Raw genomic sequence first — 12,436 nt, 5'->3', positions numbered from 1 at the left:
TTTCCATTGTCTAACTCCCTCACAGCCTGAAGCCGAGGACGATCGCGAGGGCAACGACAACGCCCCCGAGGATGTATGACGCGTAGGCGCGGACGAAGCCGTTCTGCGTGATCGCAATCAGGCGACCAACACCAGCCGAACCCTTGGCAACCAGACCAACCGCGCCGTCGATTGCCTTACGGTCACCACCGGTTGCAAGCTTTGCAAGGCCCGCAGCGGGAGCGACGAACAGGGTGGCATTCACGTCATCCTGGTAGAGGTCACGACGTGCAGCCTCGGTCAGAGCATTACCGGCAGGAACGCCAGTCGGAACCTCGCCGGCACCGTACATGCGCCATGCGAGGAAGGCACCGGCAATCACAAGGACGAGGGTCAGGATCTGAATGGCCATCACCGGCATGACCGGTTCGCCATGGTGAACGCCACCGATTGCGGGAGACAACCAGTTGGTGAAGAAGTCACCAATCGACATGAGGCCACCGATGAAGATCGCGCCAATGGCAAGGATGATCATCGGGACGGTCATGAGAGCGTTGGACTCGTGCGGGTGAACCGGCGAGCCTTCCGCTTCAGTCGTCCACCGTGGCCTGCCGTGGAAGGTCATGAAGAACAGACGCGACATGTAGAACGCGGTGATACCGGCACCGATCAGAGCAACCAGGCCGTAGACCCAGCCGATCCACGGTGCTTCGATCGAACCGAAGGTGTGCGCCGCGAAGGCTGCTTCAATGATCTTGTCCTTCGACCAGAAGCCGGAGAACGGCGGAACACCGAGGATTGCCAGCCAGCCCATCATGAACGTGACCCACGTAATCTTCATGACGGTACGCAGGGCACCGAAGCGACGCATATTCACTTGGTCAGCCATGCCATGCATGACTGAGCCGGCTCCAAGGAACATAAGTGCCTTGAAGAAGCCGTGGGTGAACAGGTGGAAGATTGCGAATGCCCAGCCGATCGGACCGAGGCCCGCACCCAGCATCATGTAGCCGATCTGCGACATGGTCGAGGCCGCGAGGACCTTCTTCATGTCATCCTTTGCGGAACCGACGATCGCTCCGAAGAGCAACGTGATTGCACCGATAAGGGCGACTGCAGTTGCTGCCGCGGGAGCTGCAACGTAGACGGCACCGGAACGAACAACCAAGTAGACGCCAGCGGTGACCATGGTTGCCGCGTGAATAAGAGCGGAAACCGGGGTCGGGCCTGCCATTGCGTCACCAAGCCATGCCTGCAACGGGAACTGCGCGGACTTACCACAGGCAGCAACCAGGAGGAAGATGCCGATGGCGGTTGCTTGAGCAACCGGGATCGTAGCGACACCCTCGGTCACATCCTCGAAGCGGACGGACGAGAAGTTTGCGACCATGACCATCATTGCGGCGAGCATACCCATGTCACCGACACGGTTCATGACGAACGCCTTCTTTGCAGCGCGAGCATTCGCCGGAACGTGATTCCAGAAGCCGATCAGCAGGTACGAGGCCAAGCCCACGCCTTCCCAGCCGACGAAGAGGACGGCGTAGGAGTCAGCCAGAACCAGGGTCAGCATTGCTGCGATGAACAGGTTCAGGTAGGCGAAGAAGCGGCGACGATCCTTGTCATGTTCCATGTAGGCGATTGCGTACACGTGAATGAGGGAACCAACGAAGGTCACCAGCATCACGAAGGTCAGCGACAGCGGATCAACCAGCAGGCCGAAGTCCACACTGAAATCCCCCGCGGGGATCCAGGTGAACAGGGTGTGTGCCATGCGGTGTGCTCCCCCATCAGCTCCCAGGACCTGGGCGACGATGACGGCACCGACGATAAAGGATACCCACGAGGCGCAGGTGGCCAGCAGGTGACCCCAGCGGTCAGAAGAACGACCCAGCAACAGCAGGATCGCTGCGCTTGCCAGCGGAATTGCAATCATCAGCCATGCCAGTGACGCTGCGCCGGTGGCAGGAACGATTACCTCAGCAAGGCCGTCGTTCATCGCGTGAAGAGCGAAGGATGTTGTCATTCTGTTTTCCTCCCTCAGTTCTTCAGCAGGTTGATATCGTCAACGCTCGTTGTCGACCGTGACTTGAAGATGGACACGATGATCGCCAGACCGACCACGACTTCAGCGGCCGCGACGATCATGACGAAGAACGCCATAATTTCACCGTTCACATCGCCGAAGATTCGCGCGAAGGTAACGAACACCAGGTTCGCGGAGTTCAGCATGAGCTCAACGCCCATCAGGGAAATGATGGCGGAGCGACGAACCAGAACGGTAACAGCGCCAATTGAGAAGAGCACTCCCGCAAGCAGGAGGTACCAAGCCAGACTCACTTCTCCTCCTCTTCCTTGGTTTGTGCGGGTGCTTCAGCGTCAGCCACACCGGCGGGACCGACCGGCTGATCAAGGCCGGTGGGCGCTGCCGGGCCAGGCATACCCCACGAGCCCGAACGCTCGACGGTCTGCGATGCAAACTGTGCAAACGGCGAGTCGATGGTATCGCCGGTACGGGCGAGCATGAGCGACTGTGCGACGTCGTGGTCGACCTGATCGATAGAACGCTCCAAGCCACGAACACGAATCACGCGCGGGACGGATTCTTCGACCGGGCCGAGGGTTTCACCGGAGATGGCCGGGACGTCAGCAGCGTTGCTGTGTGCGTAGACGCCAGGTGCCGGAAGCTGACCGATGCGTCGGCCGGATTCGGCAAATGCGCGCATCTTGGCCTTTGCGGTTTCTTCCTGCGAGATCTTCGGGCCGAGGTTGTCAGAGTGCGTCAGTAGCATTGCGCCGATTGCGGCGGTGATGAGCAGTGCGCCCGCGACCTCCATCGTCAGCCAGTGCTGCGAGAAGAGCGTCGTTGCGAGGGACTCGATCGGCTCATTCGAGTACGGGTCAGCGGGGACGAGGCCCTTTGCGTCAGCCGCGAACTTCGTGTGGCCGAGGGTGGCAGCGATGATCACTGCAAGGCCCAGCCCCGCGATGACTGCTGCGATAATCGAACCGCGTGACTGCGTTGCGTAGTCATCGGTGGCACCGATGCCAATCATCATGATGACGAACAGGAAGAGCATCATGATTGCGCCGGTGTAGACGACGATCTGCACAACACCGAGGAACGGTGCCTGTTGCGTCAAGTAGAGAACTGCAAGCCCCAGCATGACGCCGACCATCGAGATAGCGGCGTATGCGGCCTTTTTAAAGAACAGGACGCCCAGTGCGCACACCACCATGACGATTGCGGTGCATGCGAACAGCACGGCTTCGCCGGTAGATACCATCTCGGGCCATGTACCCAGTAGATTCATCGGACTTCCTCCTTTGCCACCACGCGCGCGTTGGCAAGGCTCGGATCCTCAGGACGGTGTTCCTTCACCCAATCAATCTGGGACTGGGTGGCACCACTGACCGCACCGCGGTAGTAATCGCCATCGTTCAGCCCCTCGACCATCGGGTGAGGCGGAGCGAGCATTCCATCGGAAAGAGGAACAAGCAGATCCTGCTTTTCGTAAATATCGTCTGCGCGAGTGTAGGTGGCGAGCTCGAAGTCATTGCTCATCGTCAGAGCACGAGTCGGGCAAGCTTCGATGCACATACCGCAGAAGATACAACGCAAGTAGTTGATCTGGTAGACGTTGCCGAAACGCTCGCCGGGGCTGTACTGCGCCTCGGGAGTATTCGATGCTGCTTCAACGAGGATAGCGTCAGCGGGGCATGCCCACGCGCAAAGCTCGCAGCCAATACACTTTTCCAAACCATCTGCGTAGCGGTTCAGCTGGTGACGACCGTGGAAACGAGGCATGACGCGCGCGGGTTCGCGCGGGTACTGCTCGGTGACGGTCGGACGGAAGAAAGACGAGATGGTGACGCCGTAGCCGGCGATCGGAGCAAAGAATTCGCCGATCGGCCCCTTCGGGTCATGCTCGAAGCGCATTTCCTCATTCTTCGAATCGTTCTTCTTACTCATCGGTGTCCTCCTTCGAGGCAGTCGCCACGACCGGCGTGCGGCCGGCGCGCGGGGACTCAACCGGACTCTGACCGGGAAGTGGCGGGATCGGGAAGCCATCAGCGAAGCCGGTGTATTCCATATCTGCAGGCTTGGGGGCCGGTTCAGGCTCTCCCTTATCCGTGACCCACATAATCAGCATGATGATTGCGAAGAGGATGACAATCGATACGCCAAGGACTGGCAGGGAAACCTCAACCCATTCGGTGATGCCACGAACGATGGCGACGGCAACCAGCCAGACCAGAGCGATCGGCATCAGCCACTTCCAGCCGAAGCTCATGAACTGGTCGTAACGGAAGCGGAGCAGCGTTGCACGGGTCCAGATGAGGAGGAACATGAAGAACCACATCTTGAGGAAGAACCAGAGCATACCGAACCAGCCGTCGTTGATGACCGGTACGTGCGACAGTGGCCACGGCGCGTGCCACCCACCGAAGAACATCGTGGTGGCAACCGCGGAAACGTTGAGCATGTTCACGTATTCGGATAGGTAGTACCAGCCGAACTTCATGGACGAGTATTCGGTCATGTGACCGGCGACGAGTTCGCCTTCAGCTTCGGGGAGGTCGAAGGGCAGACGGTTGACTTCACCGGTAGCCGAAATGCAGTAGACAACGAACGCTGGGATCAGCGCAAATGCCCACCAGACCTGGCCTTGGGAAGCAACGATCTGCGAGGTCGACATCGTGCCCGACATGAGGAACACGGAAACAAGCGCCATACCCATTGCGAGTTCGTATGAAATCACCTGAGCGGACGAACGAACCGCACCGTAGAGCGGAAGCGTCGAACGGGTTGACCAACCGCCGAGGACAACGCCGTACAGGCCAAGCGAGGTGATTGCCAGGATGTAGAGCGTTGCGACCGGCATATCAGCCAGCTGAAGCGGGCTGGAGTGACCGAACAGGTTAACGTTCGGACCCATCGGAATCACAGCAAAGACGCTGAACGCGCTGAATGCTGCGATGGCCGGAGCGATGAAGTACAAGAACTTATCGGCTCCGCGAGTCCACATGTCTTCCTTGAACAGAAGCTTGCCTGCATCCGCGATTGCCTGGAGCAAACCGAGCGGGCCGGCCACGTTCGGGCCCGGACGGGTCTGCATGCGGCCGAGGCCACGACGCTCAACCCAGAGGGCAAGAAGAACGTTCAGGATCAGGTAAACGATGATGAAGACGGCCTTGATGAGCGTCAGCCACCATGTTTCCTGCGAGAAATCTGCTGCGGTGTAATCAGGCACCGCACTGAGCAAGAGTTTCACCGGGCCACCTCCCCAGTAGCGCTGAGAGCCACGAGGCAACCAGCGTCACCCAGCGACTGATGGACTGCAGAACCCTGCGAGCATTCGGGAACCCACACGACGTTGTCGGGAAGGTCCGCGATTTGCGCGGGCAGTGTGATGGAACCGCGTTCAGTGGAAAGCGTCAGGGCTTCACCTGCATTCACGCCGGCACCTGTCAGCGTTGCCTGCGAAGCGAATGCGATCACGCGACGAGCAGAACCAGCGAGCCACGGCGCACCATCTTGCAGACGGCCAGCATCAAGCATCGGCTTGTGCGTTGCGAGAACTGCCTGACCAGCACCGACTGCTTGAGGAGCCTGCGGGGCAACCGGCATGAACTCGGCACGAGCGCCGTCCCAGGTACTGATGGCGTTGACCTCGTCGTATAGGTCGGTCAGCGTCAGAATGCCAAGATCCTCGCCAAATTCCTCGGCCAGCTTGACCAGAACATCGCGGTCGGTCAGCGAACGAGCGGAAACAGCCTGACCGTAGGGGCGCAGACGACCTTCCCAGTTGATCGACGTGCCGTTCTTTTCCAACTGTGGAGCAACCGGAAGAACAACGTCGGCCAGCTCGGTGATCTCAGAGGAACGAACCTCAAGGCTCACCAGGAACGGAACTGTTTCAAAAGCGCGAAGCGCAAGAGCCGGATCGGTGAAGTCGCGGTAGTCAACGCCACCAACGACCAGTGCCTGAACCGAGCCGTCGAGGGCACCTGCAAGCTGAGCGTCAGCATCCAGGCCCGCGCCCTTCGGATAGGACTTCCAGCCGAGTGAAGCCTGCGCGGCCTCGTCGCCCAGTTGACGACCGAAGGGCAACACGCCCGGTAGCAGGCCGGCTTCGACTGCGGCGCGATCACCGTTACGGCGAGGCACCCACTGCAAACGAGCACCCGTACGCTCAGCCAATTCGACAACCGCGGAAAGCAGGCCCGGGATGCGAGCTGCGCGCTCACCTACCAAGATGACGCCACCGTTCAGTGCGGCTGCAAGCTCTGCGTTCTGTTCGCCCTCAGCAATCGAAGCAACAACCTCAGGCTCGGTGCCAGGAGCGGCACGCAACAGAGTCGCGCTCATCTTCGCACTACCGTTCGTGGTGAACGGAGCAACCGTCGCAACCTTCACGCCACCCTTACGAACACCCTTGCGCAGGCGCAGGAAGATCGCGCCCGCTTCATCTTCAGGTTCGAGGCCGACCAGCAGGACTTGCCCCGCATTTTCAAGGTCGGTGTAGGTGACGCCAAGACCAGTACCAGCAACCTTCGAAGCCAAGAACGAGGTCTCTTCAGCGGAAATCGTGCGAACGCGAGCGTCGATCGAATCGGAGCCGATGACGGTGCGAGCGAACTTGCTCCATGCCCAGGCATCTTCGAAACTCAGGCGACCGCCGGGCAGGAAGCCCGTCTGATCCGTAGCTTCGAGACCCTTACGGACACGGTCAAGAGCATCCGACCACGAGGTCGGAACCAGTATGCCGTCTTCGCGAACCAGCGGGGTGACCAGGCGATCCTGCTTGTCCCACTCGAAAGCAAAGCGATCCTTGTCGGTGATCCACTCTTCGTTGACCTCCGGATCGTTGCCGGCCATACGACGGACAACCTCACCGCGCCGGATATCGACGCGGAGTGCAGAACCGGAAGCATCATGCTCGGCGACCGACGCGGTCGACACGAGGTCGAACGGGCGGGCGCGGAAGCGGTACGAGGAAGCGGTCAGTGCGCCGACCGGGCAGATTTGAATGATGTTGCCCGAGAAGTAGGACGCAAACTGGCGACCGGTCTGATCAAGATCAGCTTCGGTCAGGTCACCAGAGTTTGCCGAACCAATGATGCCTGCATCACCGTAGGGACCGGAGATTCCGGCGTTACCCAGGTTCTTCGGCTTCGGGTTGTGGAAGTCCAGAGCAGTCGTGTCGAACGCGCCGATCTGTTCTGCCATGAAGTAGTGGTCGTCGGTCGGAGCCGTACCACCACCGCGACCCTGCAGGTCGATGAACACGTCGCCGGAGATTTCCTTACCGAAGCGCACGCAACGCTGGCAGAGAATGCAACGATCGCGGTCGAGCAGGATTTGGCTGGTCAGACGCAACGGCTTGCGGTAGGTGCGCTTCGCATCGGCGAAACGGGACTTTGCGCGACCATCGGTCATTGCCTGGTTCTGCAGGGGGCACTCGCCACCCTTATCGCAGATCGGACAGTCCAGCGGGTGGTTGATCAGCAGGAACTCCATCACGCCATGCTGTGCCTTCTTGGCAACCTCGGATGTGAACTGAGTCTTGACGACCATTCCGGGAGTGACGGTCTGTGCACATGACGGCTGAGGCTTCGGCATGAAACGAAGCTCGCCGGTGTTGCGATCGGGCATACCGACCTCGACCAAACACTGACGGCACGCAGCAACCGGTGCCAGAAGCGGATGGTCGCAGAAGCGCGGAATACGAATTCCGGCCTGCTCTGCTGCACGAATAACAAGCGTGCCCTGCGGGACGGCGACAGTGACATCATCAATGACGACATCAACCATGTTGGGAGCGTCGCTCATCGGACACCTCCTCTGGCGTAGATGGCGGATGCCTCGTAGGGGAAGAGCTCATTGGCCGGAGTAGTCAGACCGGCTTCGAACTCTTCGCGGAATCGCTGAATACCCGACTTGACCGGCGTTGCAGCGGCATCGCCAAGGGCGCAGAAGCTACGGCCGGCAATGTTGTTCGCGATCTCGCCGAGCAGGTCAACGTCTCCGGGAAGCCCCTGGCCCTTTTCGAGGCGGTACATGATCTGCTTGAGCCAGTACGTACCTTCACGGCAGGGCGTGCACTTACCGCAGGATTCGTGCTGGTAGAACTCGATCCAGCGAGTGACCACGCGAACCACCGACACGGTCTCGTCAAAGACCTGCAGGGCTCGGGTACCGAGCATCGAACCTGCAGCGCCGACCGACTCGTAGTCGAGCGGGGTATCAAGTTCAGCTTCGGTGAAGATCGGGGTGGAGGAGCCACCGGGAGTCCAGAACTTCAGCTGATGACCATCACGGATACCGCCGGCCATCTCGATCAGTTCACGCATCGTGATACCGAACGGAGCCTCGAACTGCCCCGGATTGTTCACGTGGCCGGAAACGGAGAAGATGCCGTGCCCCTTCGACTTTTCCGTGCCCATCGATGCGTACCATTCCGGCGAATTGCGGAAGACACCAACGACCTGAGAGATCGACTCAACGTTGTTCACAACGGTCGGGCGGGCGTACAGACCTGCGACTGCCGGGAACGGTGGCTTCAAACGCGGGTGGCCACGACGGCCCTCGAGCGAATCGAGGAGCGCTGTTTCCTCACCGCAAATATAGGCGCCAGCACCAGCGTGAGCGGTGATCTTCAGATCGCCGAGCAGACCGGCATCGGTTGCCTCTTTAATAGCGTTCAGCAGACGACGGTATACGTGGACGACCTCACCACGCAGGTAAACGAACGCGTGCCTGCAGTTGATGGCGCGACTGGTAATCGCGATGCCTTCAACCAGAACATGCGGGTTCGCCATGATGGTCGGGATGTCCTTGCACGTACCCGGCTCGGACTCGTCAGCGTTGACAACGAGGTAGCGAGGCTTGCCGTCATCTGGTGGAAGGAAAGACCACTTGAGGCCCGTCGGGAAGCCTGCGCCACCACGACCGCGAAGACCGGAGTCCTTCACGATCTGGACGATGTCGCCCGCTTCAAGAGTGTTGGCCTTCTTCAGACCCTCGTAGCCACCGCGCTTCAGGTACGAAGCGAGAGTCCACGACTGGTCTTCACCCCAACCGTTCGTAACGATCGGCGTGAGGGGCCCAGGAGCTACAAATGTTGTCATGCCTGTTCGCCTCCCTGCTCACCTTCGGTGCCAGCAACAGCAACCGGCTCGGTCCAGTCATTTTCCGCGGCGAGCTTGCAACCCAGCAGGGACGGCTCACCGGCGGACGGACCTTCGTTTTCATGGCCATCAAGGAAGCCCGCGAGTGTGTGCTCAACTTCCTTGAAGGTCGGGGCAACCGCAGCGCCACGCGTCGGGTGGACGGGGCGACCAGCTTCGAGGTCATCGACCAGAGCAAGTGCCGATTCGGGCGTCTGATTGTCGAAGAACTCCCAGTTGACCATGACAACCGGCGCATAATCGCAGGCCGCGTTGCATTCGATGCGCTCAAGGGTGATGCGACCAGATTCGTTGGTTTCGTCGCTTCCCACACCAACGTGTTCGGAAACAGCATCCCAAATCGCGTCGCCGCCCATAACTGCGCAGAGCGCGTTCGTGCACACACCAACCAAGTAGTCACCGTTGGGGTGACGCTTGTACTGCGTGTAGAACGTTGCAACGGCACTGACCTCTGGACGCGACAAGCCCAGAATGTCGGCGACCAGGGCGATACCGTCGGGGCTGACGTAGCCGTCTTCGGACTGCACCAGGTGCAGCATCGGAAGAAGAGCCGAACGTGCGTGCCCTGTCGGGTAACGGCCAATAATTTCTGCGGATTCAGCCCTCAGGCGGGCTTCAACTGCCTGCGTGTAGCTCATCGGTCAACGCCTCCCAGCACCGGGTCGATGGCAGCAAGTGCAACGACGACGTCGGCCAGCTGGCCACCTTCGGTCATCATTGCCATGGCTTGAAGGTTTGCGAACGAGGGGTCACGGAAGTGGGCGCGGAACGGGCGGGTGCCACCGTCAGAAACGAGGTGAACACCGATGATGCCCTTTGCGTGCTCAACCTGCTGGTACACCTGACCAGCGGGGACCTTGAAACCTTCGGTCACAAGCTTGAAGTGGTGGATCAGGGATTCCATCGAGGAGCCCATGATCTCGGAGATGTGCTGCAACGAGTTGCCCTGACCGTCGGTTGCCACCGACAGCTGTGCGGGCCATGCAATCGCCGGATCCGCGACCATCACGGGAGCACCTTCGCACTTCTCAAGACGATCGAGGACCTGGTAGATGATGCGCAGAGACTCGTAGCACTCGTCGAAACGAACCATGACACGGTTGTAGACGTCTGACTTGTCGCGCGTCGGAATGTCGAACTCGAACTGTTCGTAACCACAGTAGGGCTGGGACTTACGAAGGTCGAGTGGCAAGCCAGCGGCGCGGACGCCCGGGCCGGTCGTGCCAAGAGCCATCAGAGCGGACAGTGGCATGACGGCCACGTCGCACAGACGCTTCTTGAAGATCGGGTTCTGCTTCGTCAGGTCTTCGAGCTCGCCGATATCGCGACGAGCCTTCGGAAGAAGCTCACGGATGTAGTCAACGGTGCCTTCGCCAATGTCCTGTGCGACACCACCGGGGCGGATGTACGCATTGTTCATACGCAGGCCGGTGATGCGTTCAAAGATGCGGAGGATCTCTTCACGACCGCGGAATGCGATCGTCATGATCGTCGTTGCACCCATTTCGTTACCGGTCGAACCGATAGCGACGAGGTGCGAGGCGATGCGGCAGAGCTCCATCATCATGATGCGAATCAGGTTCGCGCGCTCCGGAATGTCATCCGTGATGCCCAGGAGCTTTTCAACGCCGAGGCAGTAGACGGCTTCCTGGAAGATCGGGGCAACGTAGTCCATACGGGTACAGAGCGTCACGCCCTGCGTCCACGTACGGTATTCCATCGTCTTCTCAATGCCGGTATGAAGGTAGCCGGTGTCAACGCGGGTTTCGCGAACGGTTTCACCGTCGAGTTCGAGGATCAGACGCAGAACGCCATGGGTTGCCGGGTGAACCGGGCCAAGGTTAACGACGATGCGCTCGGAGGAAATCTTTTCGATTTCGTTCAGAACGTCCTTCCAGTCGCCACCCTGAGTCATGACCTCGGGGACTTCGTCCATATTCAGCGGGGCTGAAGAAGCCGCCGCGTGGAAGTGTGGTGTGCTCATCAGTTGTATGACCTCCGCGTGTCTGCAGGCGGAACTGTTGCGCCCTTGTATTCAACGGGGACGCCACCAAGCGGGTAATCCTTGCGCTGGGGGTGTCCTACCCAGTCGTCAGGCAGTGCGGTACGAGTCAGCGACGGGTGACCGTCGAAGATGATGCCGATGAGGTCCCAGGTTTCACGTTCCTGCCAGTCGTTTGCCGGGTAGACAGAAACGATGGAGGGAATGTGCGGGTCGCCATCGGGGCACGTGACCTCAAGACGAATGTTGCGGTTGTAGGTGATCGACATCAGCGGGTAGATCGCGTGGAGTTCGCGACCCTCGTCTGACGGGTAGTGAACACCGTTCGTGCCAAGGCAGAGCTCGAAACGAAGATCTGCATCGTCACGCAGGTACTTTGCAACGCGAGCAATATGATCGCGGACGATGAAGATTGTCAGTTCACCGCGGTCGACAACAACCTTTTCGATGACCTCTTCAACCTTCAGACCGTCGGCTTCGATCAGTTCTTCAAGAATGTCGACTGTGTTGTCGAACCAGCCACCGTAGGGGCGTGGCGTTTCACCGGGAAGGAAAGATTCCTTCACCAGGCCGGAAAATCCGGTCGTATCGGGGAACATGCCTTCGCGACGCGTCATCAGTTCGGGTGCACCGAACGCACGCTGTGGGGCTTTGGCTACGACTTGGGAGTCGTCCGGGGTGACGATTTCGTCACTCATGCGAGGAGTCCCTTCATCTGGTGGGTGGGCGTTGCAGCGAGAGCTGCCTGTTCAGCCTTGCGGGCAATTTCCTGACGGTGAACGCCGAGCGGTTCCTTACCAATCTGCTCACGCAGTGTCAGAACCGCGTGAATCAGGGCCTCGGGACGGGGCGGGCACCCAGGCAGGTAGACGTCGACGGGAACGATGTGATCGCATCCCTGAACGACGGCGTAGTTGTTGAACATGCCGCCCGATGATGCGCATGCACCCATCGAAATAACCCATTTGGGTTCCGGCATAGAGTCGTAGACACGACGAATAACGGGAGCCATCTTGTGGCTGACACGACCTGAAACGATCATCATGTCCGAGTGACGCGGCGATGCGCGGAAAACTTCCAGACCGAAGCGGGACATATCGAATCGAGGTGTGCCGGCTGCCATCATTTCAATAGCACAACATGCCAGACCCATGGTGACCGGCCATTGGCTGTACTTGCGTGCAAGGCCGAGAACCTTCTCGATGCTTGTCAGCGCAACGCCAGCGGGCAGGCTTTCTTCAAGACCCATTTATCTGCTCC

The 12,436-nt window shown here is 59.7% G+C and carries 11 protein-coding genes; all 11 read right to left on the bottom strand.

Features of this window, described 5'->3' with window-relative positions:
• Window positions 1-19: 19 nt before the first annotated feature.
• From nuoL to G5S47_RS01060, 11 genes are read right to left on the bottom strand one after another with little or no spacing between them, the layout of a single operon-like run.
• On the bottom strand, window positions 20-2,005 hold the full coding sequence (nuoL, locus tag G5S47_RS01110) for an NADH-quinone oxidoreductase subunit L (RefSeq protein WP_219585632.1): 1,986 nt from the start codon (window positions 2,003-2,005) through the stop codon (window positions 20-22).
• A gap of 14 nt (window positions 2,006-2,019) precedes the next feature.
• Window positions 2,020-2,319, bottom strand: coding sequence for an NADH-quinone oxidoreductase subunit NuoK (nuoK, locus tag G5S47_RS01105; protein WP_006680808.1), 300 nt, complete (start codon window positions 2,317-2,319; stop codon window positions 2,020-2,022).
• The gene (locus G5S47_RS01100; RefSeq protein WP_103632683.1) at window positions 2,316-3,293 is read right to left on the bottom strand and encodes an NADH-quinone oxidoreductase subunit J; all 978 of its coding nucleotides are present in this window, start codon (window positions 3,291-3,293) and stop codon (window positions 2,316-2,318) included. The genes nuoK and G5S47_RS01100 overlap by 4 nt, the downstream gene beginning before the upstream one ends.
• Window positions 3,290-3,952 (bottom strand): NADH-quinone oxidoreductase subunit NuoI, encoded by a 663-nt coding sequence (gene nuoI, locus G5S47_RS01095; RefSeq protein WP_006680806.1) that lies wholly within the window; start codon window positions 3,950-3,952, stop codon window positions 3,290-3,292. The genes G5S47_RS01100 and nuoI overlap by 4 nt, the downstream gene beginning before the upstream one ends.
• Window positions 3,945-5,255 (bottom strand): NADH-quinone oxidoreductase subunit NuoH, encoded by a 1,311-nt coding sequence (nuoH, locus tag G5S47_RS01090; RefSeq protein ID WP_103632682.1) that lies wholly within the window; start codon window positions 5,253-5,255, stop codon window positions 3,945-3,947. Before nuoH ends, nuoI begins: the two co-directional genes overlap by 8 nt.
• Window positions 5,252-7,816, bottom strand: a complete 2,565-nt coding sequence (locus G5S47_RS01085) for an NADH-quinone oxidoreductase subunit G (protein WP_103632681.1) — start codon at window positions 7,814-7,816, stop codon at window positions 5,252-5,254. The genes nuoH and G5S47_RS01085 overlap by 4 nt, the downstream gene beginning before the upstream one ends.
• Window positions 7,813-9,114 (bottom strand): NADH-quinone oxidoreductase subunit NuoF, encoded by a 1,302-nt coding sequence (gene nuoF, locus G5S47_RS01080; RefSeq protein WP_103632680.1) that lies wholly within the window; start codon window positions 9,112-9,114, stop codon window positions 7,813-7,815. The genes G5S47_RS01085 and nuoF overlap by 4 nt, the downstream gene beginning before the upstream one ends.
• Window positions 9,111-9,812 carry an NADH-quinone oxidoreductase subunit NuoE gene (gene nuoE, locus G5S47_RS01075; RefSeq protein WP_219585631.1) on the bottom strand — a complete coding sequence of 234 codons (702 nt, stop codon included), beginning with the start codon at window positions 9,810-9,812 and terminating at the stop codon, window positions 9,111-9,113. The genes nuoF and nuoE overlap by 4 nt, the downstream gene beginning before the upstream one ends.
• Complete coding sequence (locus tag G5S47_RS01070) at window positions 9,809-11,158, bottom strand: NADH-quinone oxidoreductase subunit D (RefSeq protein WP_006680801.1); 1,350 nt, start codon at window positions 11,156-11,158, stop codon at window positions 9,809-9,811. Before G5S47_RS01070 ends, nuoE begins: the two co-directional genes overlap by 4 nt.
• A complete protein-coding gene (locus G5S47_RS01065; RefSeq protein ID WP_006680800.1) occupies window positions 11,158-11,874 on the bottom strand; it encodes an NADH-quinone oxidoreductase subunit C in 717 nt (238 codons plus the stop codon). Before G5S47_RS01065 ends, G5S47_RS01070 begins: the two co-directional genes overlap by 1 nt.
• Window positions 11,871-12,425 carry an NADH-quinone oxidoreductase subunit B gene (locus tag G5S47_RS01060; RefSeq protein WP_006680799.1) on the bottom strand — a complete coding sequence of 185 codons (555 nt, stop codon included), beginning with the start codon at window positions 12,423-12,425 and terminating at the stop codon, window positions 11,871-11,873. Before G5S47_RS01060 ends, G5S47_RS01065 begins: the two co-directional genes overlap by 4 nt.
• Window positions 12,426-12,436: the final 11 nt, after the last annotated feature.

The sequence above is a fragment of the Schaalia turicensis genome (genome assembly GCF_019380255.1).
Classification (GTDB): Bacteria; Actinomycetota; Actinomycetes; order Actinomycetales; family Actinomycetaceae; genus Pauljensenia; species Pauljensenia turicensis_A.
The sequence above is the reverse complement of the archived record's forward strand: the minus strand, read 5'-3'. Positions and strand labels throughout refer to the sequence as shown.

Excerpts from the sequence above, each read along its gene's own strand:
- nuoL (WP_219585632.1), bottom strand. The coding sequence starts at position 2,005 with ATGACAACATCCTTCGCTCTTCACGCGATGAACGACGGCCTTGCTGAG.
- G5S47_RS01100 (WP_103632683.1), bottom strand. The coding sequence starts at position 3,293 with ATGAATCTACTGGGTACATGGCCCGAGATGGTATCTACCGGCGAAGCC.
- nuoI (WP_006680806.1), bottom strand. The coding sequence starts at position 3,952 with ATGAGTAAGAAGAACGATTCGAAGAATGAGGAAATGCGCTTCGAGCAT.
- G5S47_RS01085 (WP_103632681.1), bottom strand. The coding sequence starts at position 7,816 with ATGAGCGACGCTCCCAACATGGTTGATGTCGTCATTGATGATGTCACT.
- nuoF (WP_103632680.1), bottom strand. The coding sequence starts at position 9,114 with ATGACAACATTTGTAGCTCCTGGGCCCCTCACGCCGATCGTTACGAAC.
- nuoE (WP_219585631.1), bottom strand. The coding sequence starts at position 9,812 with ATGAGCTACACGCAGGCAGTTGAAGCCCGCCTGAGGGCTGAATCCGCA.
- G5S47_RS01070 (WP_006680801.1), bottom strand. The coding sequence starts at position 11,158 with ATGAGCACACCACACTTCCACGCGGCGGCTTCTTCAGCCCCGCTGAAT.
- G5S47_RS01065 (WP_006680800.1), bottom strand. The coding sequence starts at position 11,874 with ATGAGTGACGAAATCGTCACCCCGGACGACTCCCAAGTCGTAGCCAAA.
- G5S47_RS01060 (WP_006680799.1), bottom strand. The coding sequence starts at position 12,425 with ATGGGTCTTGAAGAAAGCCTGCCCGCTGGCGTTGCGCTGACAAGCATC.